At 46.4% G+C, this 23,141-nt stretch carries 18 protein-coding genes and 1 tRNA gene; 8 read left to right on the top strand and 11 right to left on the bottom strand.

The genetic code is table 11. The features are described from left to right. Positions 1-550 precede the first annotated feature (550 nt). Positions 551-626 (bottom strand) — tRNA-Gln (locus K6G33_RS15215). 208 nt (positions 627-834) lie between these two features. Then, positions 835-2,466 carry a VWA domain-containing protein gene (locus K6G33_RS15210; RefSeq protein ID WP_296781187.1) on the bottom strand — a complete coding sequence of 544 codons (1,632 nt, stop codon included), beginning with the start codon at positions 2,464-2,466 and terminating at the stop codon, positions 835-837. A gap of 537 nt (positions 2,467-3,003) precedes the next feature. Here K6G33_RS15210 and K6G33_RS15205 point away from each other — a divergent pair. The 8 genes from K6G33_RS15205 (at position 3,004) to K6G33_RS15170 (ending at position 11,743) form a co-directional block, all read left to right on the top strand. After that, a complete protein-coding gene (locus tag K6G33_RS15205) occupies positions 3,004-5,364 on the top strand; it encodes an ATP-dependent helicase (protein WP_296781186.1) in 2,361 nt (786 codons plus the stop codon). Positions 5,365-5,398: 34 nt separating this feature from the next. Next, a complete protein-coding gene (gene pyk, locus K6G33_RS15200; protein WP_296781183.1) occupies positions 5,399-6,826 on the top strand; it encodes a pyruvate kinase in 1,428 nt (475 codons plus the stop codon). Positions 6,827-7,140: 314 nt separating this feature from the next. Continuing rightward, positions 7,141-7,428 carry a hypothetical protein gene (locus K6G33_RS15195; protein ID WP_296781181.1) on the top strand — a complete coding sequence of 96 codons (288 nt, stop codon included), beginning with the start codon at positions 7,141-7,143 and terminating at the stop codon, positions 7,426-7,428. An 83-nt stretch (positions 7,429-7,511) separates the two neighbouring features. Continuing rightward, positions 7,512-8,015 (top strand): GNAT family N-acetyltransferase, encoded by a 504-nt coding sequence (locus tag K6G33_RS15190; RefSeq protein ID WP_296781179.1) that lies wholly within the window; start codon positions 7,512-7,514, stop codon positions 8,013-8,015. Between the two features lie 5 nt (positions 8,016-8,020). Then, the gene (locus tag K6G33_RS15185; protein ID WP_296781178.1) at positions 8,021-8,323 is read left to right on the top strand and encodes a Dabb family protein; all 303 of its coding nucleotides are present in this window, start codon (positions 8,021-8,023) and stop codon (positions 8,321-8,323) included. A 60-nt stretch (positions 8,324-8,383) separates the two neighbouring features. Then, on the top strand, positions 8,384-9,127 hold the full coding sequence (locus K6G33_RS15180; protein WP_296781175.1) for an SDR family oxidoreductase: 744 nt from the start codon (positions 8,384-8,386) through the stop codon (positions 9,125-9,127). Positions 9,128-9,201: 74 nt separating this feature from the next. After that, positions 9,202-10,467, top strand: coding sequence for a DUF4268 domain-containing protein (locus K6G33_RS15175; RefSeq protein WP_296781173.1), 1,266 nt, complete (start codon positions 9,202-9,204; stop codon positions 10,465-10,467). 19 nt (positions 10,468-10,486) lie between these two features. Continuing rightward, positions 10,487-11,743 (top strand): Mur ligase family protein, encoded by a 1,257-nt coding sequence (locus tag K6G33_RS15170; protein ID WP_296781171.1) that lies wholly within the window; start codon positions 10,487-10,489, stop codon positions 11,741-11,743. Positions 11,744-12,031: 288 nt separating this feature from the next. Here K6G33_RS15170 and K6G33_RS15165 read toward each other — a convergent pair whose 3' ends face one another. From K6G33_RS15165 to K6G33_RS15125, 9 genes are all read right to left on the bottom strand, one after another. Next, positions 12,032-13,000: a GTP-binding protein gene (locus K6G33_RS15165; RefSeq protein WP_296781170.1), complete on the bottom strand. Its 969-nt coding sequence runs from the start codon at positions 12,998-13,000 to the stop codon at positions 12,032-12,034. 242 nt (positions 13,001-13,242) lie between these two features. Then, positions 13,243-14,892 carry an ABC transporter substrate-binding protein gene (locus K6G33_RS15160; protein WP_296781168.1) on the bottom strand — a complete coding sequence of 550 codons (1,650 nt, stop codon included), beginning with the start codon at positions 14,890-14,892 and terminating at the stop codon, positions 13,243-13,245. Between the two features lie 113 nt (positions 14,893-15,005). After that, the gene (locus K6G33_RS15155; RefSeq protein ID WP_296781166.1) at positions 15,006-16,061 is read right to left on the bottom strand and encodes a M15 family metallopeptidase; all 1,056 of its coding nucleotides are present in this window, start codon (positions 16,059-16,061) and stop codon (positions 15,006-15,008) included. A gap of 250 nt (positions 16,062-16,311) precedes the next feature. Continuing rightward, positions 16,312-17,103 carry an AraC family transcriptional regulator gene (locus K6G33_RS15150; protein WP_296781164.1) on the bottom strand — a complete coding sequence of 264 codons (792 nt, stop codon included), beginning with the start codon at positions 17,101-17,103 and terminating at the stop codon, positions 16,312-16,314. 69 nt (positions 17,104-17,172) lie between these two features. After that, the gene (scfB, locus tag K6G33_RS15145) at positions 17,173-18,540 is read right to left on the bottom strand and encodes a thioether cross-link-forming SCIFF peptide maturase (protein ID WP_296781162.1); all 1,368 of its coding nucleotides are present in this window, start codon (positions 18,538-18,540) and stop codon (positions 17,173-17,175) included. A 70-nt stretch (positions 18,541-18,610) separates the two neighbouring features. Then, positions 18,611-18,748, bottom strand: a complete 138-nt coding sequence (scfA, locus tag K6G33_RS15140) for a six-cysteine ranthipeptide SCIFF (RefSeq protein ID WP_019679123.1) — start codon at positions 18,746-18,748, stop codon at positions 18,611-18,613. Positions 18,749-18,855: 107 nt separating this feature from the next. Then, on the bottom strand, positions 18,856-19,815 hold the full coding sequence (locus K6G33_RS15135) for a dockerin type I domain-containing protein (RefSeq protein WP_296781160.1): 960 nt from the start codon (positions 19,813-19,815) through the stop codon (positions 18,856-18,858). A 14-nt stretch (positions 19,816-19,829) separates the two neighbouring features. Further along, entirely contained in the window at positions 19,830-21,755 is a 1,926-nt protein-coding gene (locus K6G33_RS15130; protein ID WP_296781158.1) for an ABC-F family ATP-binding cassette domain-containing protein, read from the bottom strand. A gap of 248 nt (positions 21,756-22,003) precedes the next feature. Further along, the gene (locus K6G33_RS15125; protein ID WP_296781156.1) at positions 22,004-23,110 is read right to left on the bottom strand and encodes a cation diffusion facilitator family transporter; all 1,107 of its coding nucleotides are present in this window, start codon (positions 23,108-23,110) and stop codon (positions 22,004-22,006) included. Between the last annotated feature and the right edge of the window lie 31 nt (positions 23,111-23,141).

The following is a 23,141-nucleotide window of genomic DNA, read 5'->3' as shown; positions in this document are numbered from 1 at the left end:
CTCACAGCGTTTGGTGTTGTGATCGGAAGCCTTGTGTATCAGCTTACCGTTCATGTAGAATTTGTTCATCTGTTTTCCTCCTGACATAATTATTCCATAGACAGCAGGCGTGATCTGCTTTCTATGTATCTGCCACAGGAGACTCAAAAATCGTTCACAACGGCTTTAGTTGATCTTGGTTGTGTAGTTTCACGACCTGCCACCGATGCCGTCAAAAACGGCTCACAAATCGCTGATAGATTTACTATCAATCGGTTTTCTGGAAAACAAAAAAAGACTCGATTCCAGTGTTTTCACATTTCGTGAAAACCACTAAAACCGAGTCCGAAACTTTGTATACTATTTTTGGGCGGCAAAATCGAGATTTGCCTGTATTTCGACCTTTGGAGGGGACTGGATCTGCTTTTTTGAGAGTTCAAATCCTTACACATGGCTAAAACAGCCCAATGTCATCTATGAAAATCGAAGTAAAATTTTCGAGATTTGGGTAGCAAAAAAGCCCGATATTTCGGGCTTTTTTTGGCATGTCATCAATTTTGTTATGCCATCATGGTTGGGGTGGAAGGATTTGAACCCTCGAAATAACGGAGTCAGAGTCCGCTGCCTTACCACTTGGCGACACCCCAGTGTTTTGTTTTGCTTGATTCAGCTTTATTATTATACCACCGTAATCAAGCGTTGTCAATAGTTTTGAATATATTTTTATATTTTAACTATAATTCGATTTACACAAGAACTCCCCCTGTGACCGCAGAGGGAGTTCTTGTCGCATATAAATACATTTTTCTTTCTTTTGGACTACCTTAATATTATCTTCTCTGAATAATCATCCTGTTAACGCTTCCTGTAGATCGTGTTTGCAATTTCCGCCAGCATAGACAGTTCCTCTGTTTTTTCGCCCTCGATGTCATTTGCTGTCTTCATAACATAATCATAGCTGGAGCTTCCCTTATATTCTGAATTTCTGAGGAGCATTGCGAACTCAGCAGCTGCTGACGCAAGCTTAATAGACTGCGACGGCACTTCGTTGTACTTTTCCATGCCAAAGAGCTGCGATTCGTAAATATCCCCTGATTCGCCGACGGGCTTATATGTTACAGAAAGCTTGCAGAGCTCACTCCTGCTGCCGCTTTCAGCAGGCTCGGTCTTGTGCTCAGAGCCGAATTCAAGCGGAACGCCGCGATATGTTTCGCCTGAATTTGCCAGTTCTACTTCATAAAGAGCCGTTACACTGTGACCTGCTCCGACCTCTCCTGCGTCCTTGGTATTGTCGTAGAAGTCCTCAGCGTTCATAAGTCTGTTATCGTATCCGATAAGGCGATAGCTCTTTATCTGTGAAGGATTGAATTCCACCTGTATCTTCACATCTTTAGCGATAGTATAAAGAGTGCCTGACATTTCCTGAACGAGAACCCTTCTTGCCTCGTCAACAGAATCTATATAGCTGTAGTTGCCGTTGCCGTTATCCGCAACAGCTTCAAGTCTGTCGTCCTTGTAGTTGCCTGTGCCGAAGCCAAGAACAGAGAGGTAAATACCCTTATCGCGCTTTGTCTTTATAAGCTCGACCAGCTCATCTTCGGAACTTGCACCAACGTTAAGGTCACCGTCTGTTGCAAGGATAACGCGGTTGTTTCCACCTTCGATGAAATACTTTTCAGCAAGCTTGTAAGCCTTATCAATGCCGCCCTCGCCGTTTGTGCTGCCTGCCGCAGTAATAGAATACAGTGCCTCAAGGATATCGTCCTTTTCCTTGCCGCTCGCACCCGAAATAAGTGTATCAGCACTTCCTGCGTATGTAACTATGGAAATTCGGTCATTTTCCCCGAGCTTCTCTGCCAGCATCGAGAATGCGGTCTGGACCAGCGGCAGCTTGTCATACGATGACATTGAACCTGACGAATCTATGAGGAATACAAGATTTGACGGAGGTGTTTCTTTTGCGTCCAGTCTCTTGCCCTGAATGCCTATCATCATGAGCTTATTTGCAGGATTCCACGGACAGTCTGCAAGCTCTACATAATCTCCGAACACTCTGCCTTCCTCGGGGTCTGCGTAATTATAATCGAAGTAATTGATGAACTCCTCTGCACGGACAGCGTCCTCGGGGACAATATTTCCGTCTTCAAGAAGTCTGCGCGCATTTGAATAAGAAGCTGTATCGACATCGACCGAGAATGTTGAAAGAGGGTCAACATTCGGGTCTTTGAAGCCTTCCTCTACATACTTTTTATATTCTTCATTTGAGGAAGGATAGTCAGGAATTTTAGTATCTATGCTGTATCCGCTGTCCGGTGCCAAATATTCTTCAGTAGCTGAATCTATAACATTATTATTTGAATGTTCGTCCTTGCGATAATTATCGTATGCCGCATCTTTCATATCTCCCGATGCACAGCTGCACATACAGCTCATTACAACAGCACACGCTGAACCCAATGCTAATATTTTTGATAATTTGGTACTCATAAAAAAGCCTCCCTTAAATTCCTTTCGGAGAAAATATAATTCGTAATACGACTATGCCGTATCTTTTCTATGCTTTAATTATACCCCTCGGGCGCTGATATTACAATAACAGGAAAATGCCAGTTTTAAGACGATTTGGTCTATATTTTCTTTAAAAACAGTTGCAACTTCTTACGATGTGTTTAAAATATTACATTTTTCTTTCAGACAGGAGTTTCTCCCGAAACTCCCTGCGCACAGGCAAAACAACGATATTGCGCCGATCCGCTAACGACACGCGATATTTTTAACAATTTTATTACATTATGAAAACATAAGACGAATCTCCGCTGTGACTTTCAAAGGCGCTGCTTTATATCAAAAATTTTCTGTAAGCCCCCAATTATTAATAAAAAAATTTCTGTCAGGTCTTTTCAAGCATAGATAAATGTGCTATAATATATTTATTGAAATTTATAGAGTAAAAACACTATACTGATCTTACGGGAGTATTTCGGGATATTGCTCCTGTATCAGCGTAATATGGAGATCTTTGTTATGGACATTAATTCTTACAAATCAGCAAAACAGGCAGCGCTGAAAAGATATTTCAGCCGTATGAACGAAATGCAGCAGGAGGCTGTTTTTACCGTTAACGGTCCTGTACTTGTGCTGGCAGGTGCGGGAAGCGGCAAGACCACTGTTATCGTCAACCGTATCGCAAATATGATAAATTTCGGCAACGCATATTTCGATACTGCCCGTGAGGGAAGTGCAGATGATATCGCTTTCCTGAAAGACTATGCCGAAGGAAAAACCGACGACTTCGATACTCTCAGAGAGACCGTTGCCGTCGAGCCTGTACGCCCGTGGAACATTCTCGCTATAACATTTACAAATAAAGCCGCAGGCGAACTTAAAGAGCGCCTTTCCGCTATGCTCGGTGAGGAGGCTCTTAATATCCACGCCTCAACCTTCCATTCTGCCTGCGTTCGTATACTCAGGAGCGAGATAGAAGCCCTCGGCTACGGCAGAGACTTCACTATCTACGACTCCGATGACAGCCAGCGCATGATAAAGAACGTTATGGCAGAGCTCGACGTGTCCGAGAAGCAGCTCGCGCCAAAGGCTGTCCTCAGCGAGATAAGCTTCGCAAAGGACAAGATGATCTCTCCTGTCGATATGCGCAGCGATGCAGGTCAGGACTACCGCAAGAAGATGGTCGCTAAGCTCTACGCTCTCTATCAGGAGCGCATGAAGGCTGCAAATGCCCTCGACTTCGACGATATCCTCGTGCGCACGGTGGAGCTTTTCGAGCAGTTCCCTGATGTACTCGCAAAGTACAGAGACCGCTATAAATATATAATGGTAGACGAGTATCAGGACACCAACCATGTCCAGTTCAAGCTTGTCTCACTTCTCTCGGGCGGTCATAAGAACCTCTGCGTTGTGGGCGATGACGACCAGAGCATATACAAGTTCCGCGGCGCTAATATCGAGAATATACTCGGCTTTGAGGAACAGTTCGAGGGCGCTAAGGTGATACGCCTTGAACAGAACTACCGCTCCACACAGACTATCCTTGATGCTGCTAACTCAGTTATCAGCAACAATAACGGCAGAAAGCCCAAAACTCTCTGGACAGCAGGCGAAAAGGGCGATAAGGTATACTGGTATAAGGCTGTTGACGAAACAGACGAGGCTAAATTCGTTGCAGATACTATCCTCGCTTCCTACAAGGAAACAGGTCGCTATTCCGACAACGCCGTCCTCTATCGCATGAACGCACAGTCCAATTCTATCGAGCGTATGCTGGTAAAGTGCGGTATCCCCTATCGTGTTTACGGCGGTATGCGCTTCTACGACCGCAAGGAGATAAAGGACGTTACCTCCTACCTCAGCTTCATCAATAACCACCATGATATGCTCAGGTTCAGACGTATAATCAACGAGCCCAAGCGCGGCATCGGCGATTCTACCCTCGCACTTATCGAGGATATCAGCCGCGACCTGAAGATATCTCCTTTTGAGGTGCTGAAGAACTGCGAGGAGTACGCTCCCCTTGCAAAAAAAGTCACAGCACTGAAAAATGCCTATGCGTTATTTGAAATGCTTACCGAGAAGTCCGAAGAACTCCCTCTCGACGAGTTCCTCGACCTTCTCCTTGACAAGACAGGCTATCTCGACAGCCTGAAAGTTCTCGAAAATGCAGATGTGAAGATCGAAAACGTACAGGAGCTCCGCACTTCCATGGTACAGTACATGGAACAGGCAGAAGAACCGTCCCTCGGCGGCTTCCTCGAAGAAGTTGCTCTCTACACAGAGGCTGACCGCGACGACGAGAGCGATGACAAGGTAACTCTCATGACTGTTCACTCCGCAAAGGGTCTGGAATACGAGAATATCTTCGTTGTCGGCATGGACGACGGAATCTTCCCGAGCTCACGCTCCTTCGACAGTGAGGACGATATGGAGGAGGAAAGAAGGCTCGCATACGTTGCCATTACCCGTGCAAAGAAGCGCCTCTACCTCACAAATGCCCGCCAGCGTATGCTCTTCGGTCAGACACAGCACAATATCACTTCCCGCTTCATGCGTGAGATAGGCAGCGAGCTTATCGAAAAGCACGACAACGCTGCTGCTATGCGCAGTCAGCTTGCCGATAACGACAAAGCCGTTACCGAAGTACACTCAGCTACTTTACAGCAGCAGCTTGCCCGCAATAAGAAGTCCGCAAGCAGCGCTCCAAAGGAAGCTGTTACATATACCGCAGGTGAAAAGGTATCCCACAGCATTTTCGGCGAAGGTACTATCATCTCCGTAAAGCCCATGTCAAATGACTCCATGCTGGAGGTAGCCTTTGACAAGGTAGGCACAAAAAAGATAATGGCTAATTACGCAAAACTCAAAAAGCTCTGATTATCAGTGCTCTCACAGAAAGAGGGATCTGCAAATGAGAAAAACAAAGATCGTATGTACAATAGGCCCTGCCACCGATGACGAAAATATTATGCGCGAACTCATGCTGGCAGGCATGAACGTTGCCCGTTTCAATTTTTCACACGGCGACTACGAGACCCATGAAAAACGCTTCCGCGTTATCGATAAGCTCAGAAAGGAACTCGACCTTCCTATCGCTACCCTTCTTGATACAAAGGGTCCTGAGATAAGACTGGGCAAATTCGTAGACAATAAGCCCGTTGAGATACATGACGGCAACACATATACTCTCACCACCGAGGACGTGCTCTGCGATGACAAAGTCGGCAGCATCAGCTTCAAAAAACTGCCCCGCGATGTCAGCATGGGCACAAGGATACTCATAAACGACGGCGTTATCGAGCTCATTGCCGAAAAAGTCACCACGTCCGACATCGTCTGTCGAGTTGTTCACGGCGGCACTCTTTCAAACAACAAGGGCATCAATGTCCCCGGAGTAAAACTCTCCATGCCTTACCTCAGCGAAAGAGACATGGACGATCTCGAATTCGGCTCAAAAATGGGCTTTGACTTCATCGCAGCAAGCTTCGTTCGTACAGCTGCCGATATCAACTACCTGAGGAAATTCACACAGAGCCTGGGCTGGTTCGATGTAAGGATCATCGCTAAGATAGAGAATACCGACGGTGTTGAGAACATTGACGAGATCCTCGAAGCTGCCGACGGCATAATGGTTGCCCGCGGCGATATGGGCGTTGAGATACCTTTCGAGCAGATACCTGCTATCCAGAAATCCCTCATAAAGAAGGGCTATAACGCAGGCAAACAGGTGATAACCGCTACACAGATGCTGGAGTCCATGATAACCAATCCACGCCCGACCCGTGCCGAGATAACCGACGTTGCAAACGCTCTCTACGACGGCACAAGCGCTATCATGCTCTCAGGTGAGACTGCCGCAGGTGCTTACCCTGTAGAAGCCGTAAAGACTATGGCTCTTATCGCTGAGACTACCGAAAACAACATCAACTACAAGGCTCGTTTCTCGTCGCGCCGTGCAGAACAAAACGGAAGTGTTGCCGAAGCTATCGCTCACGCTACCGTTACCACTGCCCACGACCTGAACGCTAAAGCTATCATAACCGTATCTCTCGGCGGTCAGACTGCGAGACTTATCTCAAAGTACCGCCCGAGCTGTCCTATTATAAGCTGCACCATGAATGATGTGGTCTGCCGTCAGATGAATATGAGCTGGGGCGTTATCCCGTTCATCATCGACGAAAAGACCAGCACCGACGAGCTTTTCGCAGCTGCTGTTGAAGCCGCAGAATCTCACAGACTCGTCGAGGACGGCGACCTTGTTGCTATCACAGCAGGCGTACCTCTCGGCGTTTCGGGTACGACAAATCTTATGAAAGTTGAAAAAATAGGCGGCAAATAATAACGACAACTCAAAAACGCACAAGAATACTTGAAACCATATAATAACACGTAAATACGACCGAATATGGTCGAAGCTTCTCGTATTTACATCACTTGCAGCATACTTTTATTCAGACAGAAATATTATTTATCTGGAAAGTTTCGGAGAGAATGTCAGAATATACAGCCATGACCCGATAATCATTTTAAACCAGCTGTTCCATATATTATTGTTCTTTGTCGGTATTACAGCAAGTATCCTCCTTGTTCTTACGATGTTCGGAAAAATAAAATGGAAAAGCCGAACTTTCTCTTATCATCCATGCTTATATAATGACAGGTATCATGGCTCTGGGTTCATTGACCTATAATTTCCATAATATTTATTACCTTGAACTTGTCTTTATGACGTGCCTTATCTACGAATTGCAGGAAAAGAGTGATATCAAGGCTATTGTGGGCTGGGTTGGAGTTCTTATCGCTGCGCTGTCCGATACGATCTTTGAATATTTGAACGAACAAGACAGCGGAGACTTCCTTAATTACCTGAACTATTCCTCAAAATATGAGGAATTGGGTATTTGCAGCTGCAATTCTTCTTATGCCGCTTATCATGTTTGAACGCAAGGAAAAGCTTGAAAGAATTGTCATTCCTGTAGATGACAACGATGACGAGGAATGATCCGAGGTTAAAAATATAGAAAATGACAACGATAACAACTGAACGTCTTATACTCCGTCAGCTGACTCTCGATGACGCAGAAGCGGCTTTTGAGTGGACAGGCGACGCGAGAGTTGCAAGATACATGATATACTCCACCCATGAGAGCGTGGAGACCACAAAAGAATGGCTCAGGACTGTAAAGTCCACGGATACACAGTTCGAGTTTGGCTTTGTCCGCAAAAGCGACGGCAAGCTCATAGGCTCAGGCGGTATAAAGCTGCTTGAGGACGGCTTCTGGGAGTTTGGCTATAATTTCCGCTATGACTGCTGGGGACAGGGCTATGCTACAGAGGCTTCAAAGGCTATGATAGAATACGTCCGCAGCAAGTACGGAGATATCCGTCTCAGGTCTGCGTGCGCCGTGGAGAATACAGCCTCCGCACACGTTATCGAAAAATGCGGACTTGTGTTCAAGGAGTACGGCGAGTACCAGAGCTACGACGGACTTAAAACATTCAAAGCTAAAATATACGAAAGCAGGTAATAATCATGATAAAACACATCGTTATGTTTAAATTAAAGGAAGCCGACGGCAGAAGCGAATACGAAAACGCTCTTGAAGCTCAGAAGCGCTTCGACAACGTTATCGCTAATGTCAAGGAGCTCAAAAAGGGCGAGGTAGTTATCAACTCCAAGGACACTCCCGAAAGCAACTACACTATATCGCTCCTCTGCGACTTCGACACGATCGACGACCTCAATGCATATCAGGTACACCCTGCACACCTTGAATTCGGCAAGTTCATCGGCACTGTAAAGACCGACAGAGCTTGTATCGACTACGAATATTGATGATGATTCTCCCGCCTTTTGACGGGAGAATCGCATATATAACCACTAAGGAGGAAAAAAATGGTAAACGTAAAAGGCAGATGGGCACTCATTACAGGTGCAAGCCGCGGCATCGGCTATCTTTCAGCTATATTTATGGCTAAGCTGGGCTGCAATCTGGTACTCCACAGCCGAACCGAAGAACACTGCGCAAAGGTGCTCGACGAGGTAAAGGCTCTCGGAGTTGACGCTTACATTGTGACAGCAGAGCTTTCCGACATGGAACAGGTAGAAAAAATGTGCCGCACTATCGACGAAAAAGGCACTAAACTCGACATTATCCTCAACAACGCCGGACTACAGATAGCCTACAGAACGGACTATCTCTCAACTCCTGCTTCGGACTACGACATAAGCTTTAAGATAAATACTACCGCTCCTATGATGATATGCTATCATTTTCTTCCACAGATGAAGGAGCGCAGCTTCGGACGCATCGTCAATACCACCAGCGGTATCGACCTCGAACCTGAACAGGCAGGATACTCCGCAGCAAAGGCGGCTCTGAACAAGGTAACACGCGATCTGGGCAAGAACTACGATGGCACAGACGTTACCCTCAGTCTCACAGACCCCGGCTGGTGCAGAACAGACCTCGGCGGCCCTAACGCTCCGAACTCTCCTGAAAGCGCTCTCCCCGGCGTACTTGTGGGAGCTTTTATCGACGATAAGAAATGCGGACGTATCTTCTCCGCACAGGAGTTCGCAGGTATGTCACTCGAAGAAGCTGTTGCAAAGGCTGAAAGGCAGGCAGGGGTGTATTAATTGAGAACACAGGGGCGCTTGACCAGTGCCCTATGCAATATCTATGAATTTAGTCATGAGGTGGGGATATGTAAATGACAAATGATGAGAAAATTAAAAAGATCCAAGCTCTTATTGATTCAAAAGCTCCGAGATTAGAGCATTATTATAAGCTTTTTGAGGAAATGGGTGACATTGAATATAAATATACAGAATATGTAGAATCCAACGTAGATAAAGAGATAAAAAGGCTCCGAAATGCTGACTATCATATGTGCTGCTGTCTGATGACACTGATTTTCAGAGAAGATTATATTATGAATGGGCGCTTTAATCAAAGATACAATTCGGGCATGGTCACTGCCATCTTAGAGCGAATGATGCTATTATTAAAAGACGAAGATAATAACCGTTCAACGTTAAAGGAGAAGAAAATGAAAATAGGCACGTTAAAAGAAGTTGACATTCGTGAATTATGGAAACATGAACAATACGACTTCTCCGCATGGCTCGCACAAGAAGAAAACATCAAGCTACTGAACGACAAACTGGGATTGACCTTGGTCGATATTAACACAGAAGCTTATGTTGGCGCATACAGATGCGATATTCTGGCTGTTGATGAAACAACAGGCACTAAAGTCATTATCGAGAATCAGCTTGAAAATTCCAATCATGACCACTTGGGAAAAATCATTACTTACGCTTCGGGCTTAGATGCAAAGGTCATTGTCTGGATAGTTAAGGAAGCAAGAGACGAACATCGAAGCGCTATTGAATGGTTGAATAATAATACGGTACAGGATATAAACTTCTTCCTGATAGAAATTCACGCTTACCAAATAGGCGACTCTGCTGCTGCGCCCATGTTCCAGATAGTTGAGCAGCCTAACGATTTTATTAAAGAATCAAAAGTTACTAAACCTTCTGATACCATGACTAAAAGCCAATCAGAAAGAGTGAAATTCTGGACACTTTTCAACGACCACGCAATTAATCGTGGAAAGCCGTTCAATATTTGTAAAGCAAGTTCTGTAAGCTGGTACAATATAGCTGTTGGAACAAGCGAAGCAAAAATAAGTGTTTCTCTTGTAAACAAAGATTCTTATATCGGAGTTGAATTGTACATTGCTTCTAATAAAGCTCTATATGATAAACTGTATGCCGAACGTGAAATAATCGAAAAAGAACTTGGCTTTGAAGTTGAATGGCAAAGACTTGATAATGCAAAAGCCAGCAGGATACTTTATAAAATCAACGGTTTGAATTTCGATGACCACAGTAACTACAATGAACTTATTGAAGAAGCCATTGATAAAGCAATAAAGATGCGCGAAGTATTCAAAAAAAGACTTAAATAAACATATATAAGGAGAAACCATGAACATCGAAGAATGTATGAGCTTCATAAACTCTTACTCAAAATCAGGAGGACGTATAACCGACTTATCCCGTGCAACCGAGCTTATGAATCGCGTGGGCGATCCGCAGAAAAGGCTTAAATTCGTCCACATCGCAGGCACAAACGGAAAGGGCTCGACACTTGAGTATATCGCAAGGGCATTGCAGCTCTCAGGCTATAAGACAGGTAAATTCACCTCACCGTTCGTTCTGCGCTATACCGACAGGATACGCATAAACGACGACGAGATCGACGAGAAGTCCCTCTGCGATATCGCGGAGTTCGTAAAGGAGCGCGTTGACGACAAGGCTTACTCTCAGTTCGAGATAACTATGGCTATCGCTATGCTCTGGTACGAGCACGAGAAGTGCGACATCGTTGTGCTTGAAACAGGTATCGGCGGAACGCTGGACTCCACAAACGTAATACCTCCGCCGCTGCTTTCAGTGATAACGTCCATATCCCTCGACCATACAGCTCTTCTCGGTGATACCGTCGAGGAGATAGCTTCCCACAAGGCAGGCATAATAAAAAGCGGCTCGGCTGTTATACTCTCGGAGGACAACCCCGACAGTATACGCGAATTAGTAAGAGATACCGCAGAAAAGGTCGGCGCAGAGCTTATCCCCTGCGAGCCTTGTACTCCCTCGGCTGACGGAGGTCTGTTTTCGCCTTTCATATACAGAGGTATAAAGCTCACACCTGCAATGGCAGGAATACACCAGAAGTACAACGCTCAGACTGCCATAACCGCCTGCATATACCTGAGAAGCAAAGGCTTTTCCATAAGCGAGAGTGCCATTATCGAAGCTGTCGAGACTACACAGGTACGCGCAAGAGTACAGTACATAGACGGCGAACCGCCTGTGCTCGTGGACGGCGGCCACAACCCCGCAGGCGTTGGTATGCTTTCGCTGATGCTCATGTATCTGAGTACACGCGGCAAGAAGATATACACCGTCATGGGCATGGTGGACTCCAAGGATTATGTGGACTGCATAAAAACTATCTCCGATATCTCCGACAAGCTCTTTGCAGTAGACGGCTTTGCTCCCAACGCCGTATCTGCCGATATCATCGCTGATATAGCAAGCTTCCGCACCGAAGCCGAAACAGGTACTCTTGCGGAATGCGTCGAAAAGGCAAAGGCTCTCGCCCTTGAAAACAACGGTGTAGCAGTTGTCTGCGGCTCACTGTACCTCGCAAGCGAGTACCTGAACAGTATCGAGAAATGACTAACGCCCGAAAGTTTAACTGTGATACTGATATAGAAGCTTATATTTACTTATCGGGAAAAACCTTTCTGAGGAAAGGTTCTTTTCCAAAGACTTTTAGCTGTTTTTTCTATAACAAAGCCCCTCTGTAGTCTGTACAGAGAGGCTTAATTCACTTTTTGGGCTTTATTATAGAAAAAATGAAATAACGGTCACTGAAAGTGATTCGAGAGCCTTTTTCAAAACGTTTTACTCAATAATAAGCATAAACTTCTACATGAATATTGCAGTCATACTTTCGGGCATTCTTCATATGGAAACATATTCAGGGTCGGAGTTAAGCGGTTTCAGGTAGCTGTCTATCTTCTCGCGGGAGATATTGTCGCCGATGACGATAATCACGGACTGTCCCTCGTTTACCTCCGACAGTTCAGTCTTTTCACGGGTAGCGTTGATCTTCAGCCAGCCGTCTTTCAGCGGAACCGCTCCCTTTATGCGGAACACTCTGCCGCAGTTCTCATCACTCATGATATCGGCGATAAGCGGCTCTATACTCTCACGCGGTATGTCGACGTGCATGAAGTAGTGTACAGCACTTACTATATCCTCGGGACTGTACTTCTTGACGTAGCTCGAACCGCGATAGCCTGCGTTCCTGAGAATTCTGAAATCCTCGGCTGTAAAGCACTTCCAGTCTTTTGCCACAATATCACGCAGCGAAAGTCTGCGGTCACAGCGTATCTCCTCAAGAGCGCTGTTCACATGATCGAGCAGTAGCTGCACATGGCTCTCGTCGATCTCTCCGTGAAGCTTACTCACCACTATCTTTCCGCAGCAGGCAGCTTCAGAGCCGAGGAGGTACTCCATTTGCGGAGAGAGCTTCTCCTCCATTTCGCCGTCAACGATAGTGAGTATGCTCCCTATCTCGAACCAGTTGTCCAGCGGCGAGTCGTGGAGGATATCAAAAAATTCGTCCATATCGAAAATGCCCGAAGGCTCGACGATAACGCGGTCAAAGTGCTGCATACCAAGTGAGATGAGCTGTGTTTTGAAGCGTCGTCTGTGGCAGTCCGCGTCGCAGCCGCCTGCTACCATTTCAAGTCTGCATCGGTCGCATTTAAGCTCCTGCAATATCATCATATCTATATTGACAGCTCCGAAATCGTTTTCGAGAATGGCGATATTCTGACCGCTGTCAATGAGATCACGGGCATATTTCAGCAGGAACGTGGTCTTGCCCGAGCCGAGAATACCTGTGATAAGGTCAATTTTAGTCATTACAAACAACTCCTTTAAGATAAGTATATCACAGGCAGGATATGAAGTCAAATCCTCCACCGCTCAAACTGAAAAAAGCTGCCGCTAATAAGCACTGTACTTATACAGAAGTTTATACGTGAGATATTGAGAAAGAACCCTTTTGAAAAAGGTTTCCCCGATAATTCGCATAAAGTTTCTATATGAGTACTCCGCTTAAATAGCGTCAGCTTTTTTCTGTCACAATATGCCCAACGGCATAATTAGCTGTAATTCCTTGCTATCCTGTAGTCGATAGCACCTGTAAACGGATCGTAGATTATATCATCGTTGTCCTTATTCGCTACAAGGTAGCAGTTCTTGTAAAACAGCGGTACAAAGCCGTACTGTCCCAGAACATTTCTTTCTGCCGCAGTATAATTATTTACAAGGTCTTCAACAGACAGGCAGTTCATTATGCCTTCCGTGACCCTCTGTCCACCGACTGCACTTCTAAGGCACGGCACGGTCTCGAACTTGTCAAAGACCGCAATACCGCTATTGAAGTCGGCTTTCAGCGGATAAAGCGCTATAGTGTAATTTCCGTTCTCTATCCTCTCGTTGAATTCAGCCGTAGTCAGGTCTTCTATACCTATATATATTCCCAGCGTATCCTGCCAGCTCTGAGAAAGGATATGCAGATAACGTGAATCTATGGTACTTGAATCAACTATTACCTTTACACTTTCTATGGAGCTTACCTTCAGCTCGGATTTAGCCTGCGCAAGGAGCTCCTGTGCCTGTGCCTTGTCCGATACGTCAAACTGCTTATCCGAAGCAAGGTCGCGGTAGCTTCTTCCAAGTATATCAACCGCAGGCGGGATAAGTCCGTATGCGGGCTGTATATCGCTGTTTTTCTCCTTTTCGAGAGCCGCCTTGTCAGCAGCCAGCGCAACAGCTTTTCTGAGGGAAAGGTTAGAGTACAGCTTGTCCTCGGGGTTGAAGATAAGTCCGAGAGTTATCGCCTTCTGACCGTCTATGCTGTACTTGCCGGAATTATAACCTCCCAGCTTATTTGTCGAGAAGCACTCTGCTTCCTCGTCCTTGAAGCACTGCTTTACTTCCGCTTCGCTGTCCTTAACGGAAAAGCTGACGTAGCTCGGGAGAACTTCGTACTTATCGTTTGCATTTTTCTCGTTCTTGCGCATATAAAGGATATTATTGCTGCCGTATGGATCGTAGAACCACTGGCGGACGTAGAACGGGCCGTTGGACATCACAGACCTGTCATCGAGCCCGTACCTTCCTTTCGTAGACAGGAAGAAATCCTCGTTGCAGGGGTAAGCCGCAGGAGTAGTGAGCAGCATAAGGAGTTCCGCACATGGATAGTCGAGACTGATCTCCAGCGTATAGTCATCAAGAGCTCTTACTCCGAGAGCATCGGTGCCGCAGCTTCCTGCGGAAACGTTTCCTGCCTCCCTAATGCACATGAAGTCTCTTGCGTAAGGTGAATGCATATTCGGGTCGAGCACTCTCCTCAGCGCAAAAACGTAATCATTGGCAGTAACGGGGAAACACTCCTCATCGGTTATCTTGTCGTCCTCGTTTTCGTCGAAGAACCAGTAATTGTCCTTACGCAGACTGAATGTATACACACAGCTGTCCTCAGAGACATTATACGACTCGGCATTGCAGCACACGATATTTCCGCTCTTGTCCTGCATGACCAGTCCGCTGTAGAGGTTCTTTATTACCGTAGCCGATGAGGGATCCGTTGCATACTGGGGGTCAAGGCTCTTTGGGTTGCCTGCAAGGGCTGCGCCGTACATATGACCTGTGCCGCCGCCTTTTTTATCCTTGTTTCCGCAGCCTGCCATGCTCCCCGAGCATATTGCCGCACAAACTGCAAGCGCCAAAATCTTTCTTTTATTCACATTTATCTCCTATCTCTCAGCCTGAAAGCTCGAATAATGATACTGACCTGCAATATTATTATTTATTCTGATAACCAAAATAGTCCCCCGTAGTTCGGGGGACATTTCAGACTTTAATTCATGCAGACGGTAACTATAAATCCGTCAACGTTGTTTCCTGATACCCAATACGTCTTGTTGGACGGTACAGGCACCTCTGTATCTCCCGATGCATTCATGGGAGCATAGTATATCTGATAGAGCTTATTGCCCACTGTTACCTCAACAGGCTTGTCGTTAGTATGCTCCTTGATCTTTGTAATATACTCCTCAAGGCAGAGGTTATTCTGCTTCATATACATAGCGTGCGGAGCTCCCACATATCTGTATGTATAATCTCTTGCACGTTCGCCTGTATAGCTTTCCTTGCCCTCCGGGAAACGAACCACGAATCCGTACTCTGCGGCGTGTTCATCGACCCAGCTGTAAACGCCTGTAGGCGAATAGTAGCCTGAGCTTGAATCCTTGGGGAAGATAGCCATATCGAAGCTTCTGCCCGTATGGTAATCGGAATATCCGCCCTGGAACTGAGAATTGCCGTTATTGTACTTGTCGTTCTGCTCCTCCAGTGTACGGAAACCGTCTATCACGTAGATATCGGAATTGTTCTCGGCAGCATAGAATGCGTCCATAAGGGCATTGAGCTGGTCGAGCGGCTCTGAATAGAGCTTTGTCACAAGGTCGCTGACATGGTAATGTGCATCATCATGATTGTCAAAAAGTACAACGAGATCGGCATCGCCTTCGGTGAACTTATACTCATGTTCGCCGTTTACAAGAACAAGGTTGCCCGTATTCACGTCTGCTGCGCTGTGTACTTCTGTTGTATACTGTGACTCTGACGGCTTCTGACCGTCGGGAGTACCTGTTATCAAAGAACTTGTCTCGTTGCTTGACTCAAGATTATCAACGATAGACGATTGCTGAGTATTATCAATGCTGGTAGTCGTATTTTTAGTAGCGGAGTTCTTGTTATCTCCTTTTTTTGAGCAGCTCTTACAGCATGAAGAAAGTACAACTATAAGAACGACAAAAACGAGGATCACCGCAACGAGCCTGTCATATCTGACCCTGTATCTTTTTGACACTTTATCTCTCTCGCGGTTTCTGCGCTTATCTCCGTTAGTCATAAAACGAAATCGCTCCTTAAAGATTATTCAGTTAAAAGTTCTGTGCCGCATATCCGCATGGAGCGGCATTTTGATACCTAATATATAACCGCATAATATTATGCAGGTGTTTTCTCACTCTCAGTATTATAACACAATTTTTTATACTTGTAAAGGCTTTTTTTGATTTTTTGCACTAATCGCCCATATATATTTACACATAATGCACTAAGCAAAAGATAAAATCGTACAGATGTCCACAAATTTCCGCTCATTCTTCCTGTGCCTTTATGCGTCTTCGGTACTCTGAAGGAGTGCAGCCCTTGTGCGTCTTGAACTGTCTCATGAAGTAGGACTCGCTGTCATATCCGCAAATCTCGGATATAGCCGTCACGGAAAGGTCGGTATTTTTCAGCAGGTCTGCGGCGTGTATAAGGCGGCTCTCGATAACGTCCTGACGGAAGGTAACGCCAAAAGCCCTCTGATACAGTCTATGGAAGTATGTCCTGCTTATCTGCATATCCTCGCACATATCGTCTACCGACCAGCTGTTCATGGGTTCTTCGTACACTGATTCACGCAGCAGCTTCAGCTCAGCGTACTTTGGTATCTTCTCCTCGGGGAGCTGAACATGGCTTGCTGTCATCTCGCTGAGGACTATGAATATTATACGCATGGAAAGCTCCATGAATTCTCCGAAGCGTTTTCCGCGGCGCATGGACTGGGATTTCATTGACCTGAGGGTATTTGAAATAACGTAGTCGTCCTCCAACTCCACAGGGATATCCAGCGGAAGGTTCATTGAGGAGATATACTGTCTGTCAGCGGCAGCTGTCTTGAAGCCTATGAGGTCATAGCGCAGGGTATCGCCCTTCACAGGGCTGAAATCGTGCTTGTAGCCTCCCGAAAGTATTACCGCCGAGCTGCGCGAGGTAGTATACTCCGCCCCGTTCTGCCTGTACACAACAGGTGAACGGAAGAATATGAACGCAGGATCGGCACCAAGCTCATTGCCGAACGAGATATCGCGGTGACAATTGAGCTGTATCTTATTGATCTTCATGGTGTTCTCCCCTTTCCGCGCTCAAATCAAAACGGGCGGCGAAGCTGCCGCCCTTTATAATTCTTTCAATTATTCAGCCGAATCAGCCATACGTACAGCCTTCATCATGATAGCACACTCAAGGCGCTTCTTTTCGAGCTGACATGATATCTTGTGAGCACTTCTGATATCGCCCATATACTGGTAATTATTGGCATTACAGCCGCCGCTGCAATAGAACTTAGCCCAGCACTCGCGGCAGTCCGGCTTTGAGTAAACGTGAGCCTTTGCGAAGTCCTTCTTCATCTCCTGATCGAAAGTACCCTCGTCGATATTGCCCATTTTGTACTCGTCGATCCCTACGAACTGGTGGCACGGGAAGATATCACCGTCAGGAGTTATAGCCACATAGTCGTTTCCGCAGCCGCAGCCCCTGAGTCTCTTTATTGCACATGGTCCCTGATCGAGGTCGAGCATAAAGTGGAAGAAATTGAACTTCTTTCCCTCTTTCTCGCGTTCAAGGAGCTTCAGAGAGAGCTTTTCGTACTCTGCAAAAACAGCAGGAAGGTCTTTCTCTGTAAGAGCATATATATCATCATCGCCAACAACAGGCTCAATGGATATCTGGTCGAAGCCTGCATCATTGAGTGCAAACACATCGTTGGAGAAATCGAGGTTCTTGTTTGTGAAAGTACCTCTTACATAGTACTCCTTGTCGCCTCTGCCCGCAACGAGCTTCTGGTACTTCGGCAGTATCATATCGTAGCAGCCCTGACCGTTAGGCAGTACACGGAAAAAGTCGTTGACTTCCTTTCTTCCGTCGATGGAGAGGACAACGTTGGACATCTCGCGGTTGATGAAATCTATCTTCTCATCATCGAGGAGCAGTCCGTTTGTGGTGATAGTGAAACGGAACTTCTTGTTGTATTCCTTTTCGCGGCTTCTTGCGTACTCCACAACCTGCTTTACTACCTTGAAGTTCATGAGCGGCTCACCGCCGAAGAAGTCCAGCTCAAGGTTAGGACGGTCGCCCGAATTCTCCAGCAGGAAGTCGATAGCGTGTTTGCCCGTCTCAAAGGACATGAGCTTTCTGCCCTTGCCGAAATCGCCTGTGGAAGCGAAGCAGTACTTGCATCTGAGCTGACAGTCATGAGCTATGTTCAGGCACATTGCCTTTACAGGAGAAGCTACGGAATACTGAGCGTACTTCTCGTAATCGTCCTCAGAGAAGAGTATCTTATCATTGTAAAGCTCGACGATCTCGCTGTAGCAGTCGCGGATATCCTCCTCGCTGTAGGATTTTGAGAGCTTATCCACAACTTTCTGCGGACATTCAGCCTCAAAAGGCGGCTCAACATTATCGAGAAGGTCATACGTAAGCTCGTCCACAAGGTGAACGCCGCCGCTGTTTACGTCAAGAACTATATTCAAACCATTAAGCTTATACTTATGTATCATAATATTTCCCTCTATTCAAAAAATATGAGGCAGCATTTGCATACTGCCTCGACTAAACTTAGCGTTCAGCTTATCTCTCGCACTTCTGGTTAGCAACTGTGCATGAAGTCTTGCAAGCAGACTGACATGAAGCCTGGCACTTGCCGCAGCCGCCCTTCTGAGCAGATTCCTTGAGATTAGCCTTATTGATAGTCTTGATGTGTTTCATTTTTTTGTTCCTCCATAGGTAATGATACGGCATTGCCGCAAAATACTTTATAATATTATACCATACATCGCCATGCAATGCAATAGTTTTTTCAAAAATTCAGTTTTTTACTCAACTTTCTCATCGGGGTGAAGGCTGTCGTACACAAAATTGTAGAGATCCACATATGTCTGAGATGTATAGTGGAGACCGTCGGTAGTGCCGAAGCCGTTATGCATCATATATGAGTAAGAATCGAGGAAGGTTATCCTGCTGTCGAGACCTGCCGCAAGAGCTTCATTGAAGGCAACTATATTGTTATTGAGGTAAGAATAGCTGCCGCTGCACGGATTTACCGAGAGCACGATGACCTTGTTGCTGTCAAGGAATTCAGCCGGGAGACCGTTGTAAAGGTCAAGGTAAGCCTTGCTGTTGTATACATCGTTTACGCCGAGATTAATGATGACCGTCTTATCGCGTATCTTTATAATCTGGTCATAGTTCCTCTTGAAGAAAGCTATTCCCTCGCCCACCTTTGCAAGGCAGTCGATAGATACGCTGTAGGACATACCCACTGTACGGGAATCACCTATCCAGAACCACTCAGCATACTCGCTGTCGATACGCGGATACCGATACGCCTCACCGATATCCTCGGCAGGCGGCATATCATTGCTGACAGGAGCTGCTGCGGCAGGTGCCGCGGGCTGTTCCGTCTGCGGTGTTTCTTCCTTTCTCTGAGGTATACCGTTCTTTTCGAGGAAGTCGGAGAGTATCGCGTTCTCGTCACCGCTTACGGAGTTCCAAGCATAATAAGAAAGTATAAGTGTAGCGTCTACTGCATCAACGTTATTGTCGCCGTTAAGGTCGGCTGCTGACTGCTGGTACGAATAAAGCGGACATTCTTTTCCTGATGATACGTACGCATATGCAGCGAGAACAGCGGAAGCATCAGCCGAATCCACCAAGCCGTCGCCGTTTATATCGCCGATCAGATACATACCTGCTTCACCGTGGACAGTAACACCCGACGGTGCAATGGCAAGCGCTGCTGCAGCGGCAATGCTCATAAGCGTTTTTATCTTCATAGTTTTACTCCTTTTCACTGGTCAAGCTCTATCAGAAGCTCGAAATCCTCGTCGATCTTCTTTTTGAGTTCGTCGATCTCGGCACACTTGCGGTTCATGAGTTCGTAATCGCTGTAAACGTCCTCTCTGCCGATCTCCTCGGTGAGAGCGTCTATCTGTGCCTGTAAGTCATCGATTTCCTTTTCAAGGCGTTTCATTTCGTTTTTTCTTGCAGCATCGGCACTTCTCTGCTGTTTGCTGCGATAGCCTTTTGCTGCCTTTTCCTTTGCTGCCTCGGCAGCCTTCTGCTGCTTTTCAGCGTCGAGGGCTTTTTTCTCGGCAGCCTGTTCGTCACGGAGCACATCGAGGTACTTGTTGAAGCCGTAGTTATGCAGCCTGTATGTACCGTCTGTGAGCTCTATTAGTCTGTCAGCGATCTTGCTCAGGAGATAGCGGTCATGGCTGACAAATATGACCGTTCCCGTATATTCAGCCAGTGCCTCCTCGATAGCTTCTTTAGAGCTGAGGTCAAGGTGGTTGGTAGGCTCATCGAGTATAAGAACGTTGCCGTGCTCCTGCATCATTATGGCGAAGCAGAGCTTTGCACGTTCACCGCCGCTGATAACGCCTGTTTCCTTGAAGACGTTCTCGCCCACCAGTCTTACCTGAGCCAGCAGGCTGCGGACTTCAAGATCAGAAAGGAGCGGATAGCGGCTGTGCAGCTCCTCCATTACGGTGAGTTCCTTGTTGAGGTTTGTACTTTCCTGTTCAAAGTAGGATATTTTTATATTACTGTTCCAGCGAACCAGTCCCTTATGCGGAAGCTTTTCCTGTATAATGCGGAGCAGAGTAGATTTTCCGATGCCGTTGTCGCCGATTATACCGATCTTTTCACCTCTGCGGACTTCAAAATCTATCTCGTCCACAAGAGTTTTGCGCGAGCTTCCCTCGCCCACGGAGATATCCACGCCCTTGACCTTGAGCACGTCTATAGGCGGCTCAACAGCATAGGTAAAATGTATCTTCGCGTGTTTGGTATCGTGTACGGGACGCTCGATGCGCTCTATCTTTTCGAGCTGCTTTCTGCGGCTCTGAGCCATTTTGGTAGTTGAAGCGCGGACGAGGTTCTTTGCGACATAGTCTTCCAGCTGAGCTATCTGCTTCTGCTGCATCTCGTACTCTTTTTCCCGTCTTGCGTCATTTTCCTCACGCTGACGGACGAAGGCGGTATAATTGCCTCTGTAGCGTGTAAGTACTCCTCTTTCGATCTCGCATATGGAAGTGCAGAGCCTGTCGAGGAAGTAACGGTCATGGGACACGATGAGGACAGCTCCCTTATAGCTTCTGAGGTAGTCCTCAAGCCACATGATGGTCTTGAAATCAAGGTGGTTCGTAGGCTCGTCGAGGATAAGCAGGTTTGGCTCTTCGAGCAGCAGTCTTGCGATACACAGGCGAGTTTTTTCGCCTCCGCTGAAGCCTGCGCAGGTACGTTCAAGCTCCTCGCCCGAGAAGCCCATACCGTTGAGGACCATGCGTATCTTCACATCGGTGTTGTAGCCGTCGTTCGCCTCGACCCATGATGAGAGCTGCTGGTACTCGTCCGCAGCCGAATTATCGCCCATCTCTATCTCCAGCTCTATTTCGCGGAGGCGGTCGATAGCGCGATGTATCGGCTCGAAAACGCTTCTCATCTCACCGATGACGGTATTTTCCGAGTCAAGTCCGCCCATCTGTTCGAGGTAGCCGACCGTAGTCTTTGCAGCCATGGAAATGATGCCGTCCTTTTCCGTTAAACGGTCAGGCTCTACAGAACCTGTAAGTATCTTCAGCAGTGTGGACTTTCCGCAGCCATTGTTTCCCACAAGACCTATCTTATCGCTTTCGTCGATAGTAAGGGAAACATTTTTCAGCACCTGATTGCCGTTATAGAATTTATTTATATTAGTTAGGCTTGCAAGCATAGTGACCTTTCCTTTGTCTTCTGCAAATCGCACAAACAATCGTTCCTATTTTTGTGCAGACTGCAACTAATATTACCATGATAACATATTTCATGTCAAGTTGTCAATGGTCACGCTAAATATAAATGAAGCGCTGTTTTTGTGATATTTTATACATTCTATATTAAAACGAGCCTGTTTTTCGTTATTTTCATTTAAAATAAAAAAGACGGCATAAATATAACACTTATGCCGCTTCATTATTTTATTCAGTCACTGACATCGGTATCGAGGGTTATGCTCACGCTGTATTCGGGGTAAGCTTCCTGCGTTTCCGTCAGGATATGGTCGTACAGCCCGCTTCTGTCGGGAGCTGCAAAATCTATGATTATATCAAAATGTATCGTCATTTTCTCATCATCAAGGTAAAATCCGTGTATCTGGAGCACATATTCGTGAGACATAACGTGACGGCGTATCTCCTCGTATATACCTATCGCCTTGTCGTTCTGAGTATTCACGGCATATACGCTTATGCCTGCCAGTATTACGCGATGCTCCTCAAGCACCTTCTCGTTGATGCGGTGTTCGAGCTTGTCGAGCTCCGCGACTGTCATAGTATCGGGAACTTCAATATGCACAGAGCCTATAAGCAGGTCGGGTCCATAGTTGTGAAGCAGCAGGTCATAAGCTCCGCAGACTTCGGGGAAAGACGTTACGGTTTCCTTTATCGCCTTTGACAGCTCCGAGCTTATGCGCTTTCCGATAATGCTGGAAAGGCTCTCGCCAAGTATCTCCAGACCTGATTTTATAATGACAAGCGATATCACTGCACCGAGCCACGCTTCCGTGCGGATATGGAGAGTGAGATATATCAGTGCTGCTATGAGAGTTGCTATGGAGATGACAGAATCAAGAAGCGCGTCCTTGCCCGATGCTATAAGTGATTCAGAGCTGACGCTCTCGCCCTTCTTCTTTACGTAAAGTCCGAGGAGTATCTTCACGACTACCGCCGAGGCTACTATGGCGATAGCAGCTCCCGAATAATCGGGCTTGACAGGGTGGATTATCTTTTTTACCGATTCCACCAGCGAGGTAATACCCGCATACAGGACTATCACCGCGATAAGAGCCGTGCTCAGGTTCTCTATCCTGCCGTAGCCGTACGGGTGCTTCTTGTCGGGACGTTTCTCGGCAAGTTTTGTACCTATTATGGTAATCACCGAGGACATTACGTCACTCAGGTTGTTTACAGCATCAAGTATTATAGCGATAGATGAGCTGAGAATCCCTACTGCTGCCTTGAATGATGCAAGGAATATATTGGCAAATATGCCGACCATACTTGTTTTGACTATTACTTTTTCTCTTTCCAATGGTTATCCCCCCGAGTTAGATACTTAACTG

Source organism: Ruminococcus sp., from assembly GCF_024691275.1.
In the GTDB taxonomy this organism is placed as follows: domain Bacteria; phylum Bacillota; class Clostridia; order Oscillospirales; family Ruminococcaceae; genus Ruminococcus.
This window is presented reverse-complemented; position numbering and strand designations above follow the sequence as displayed.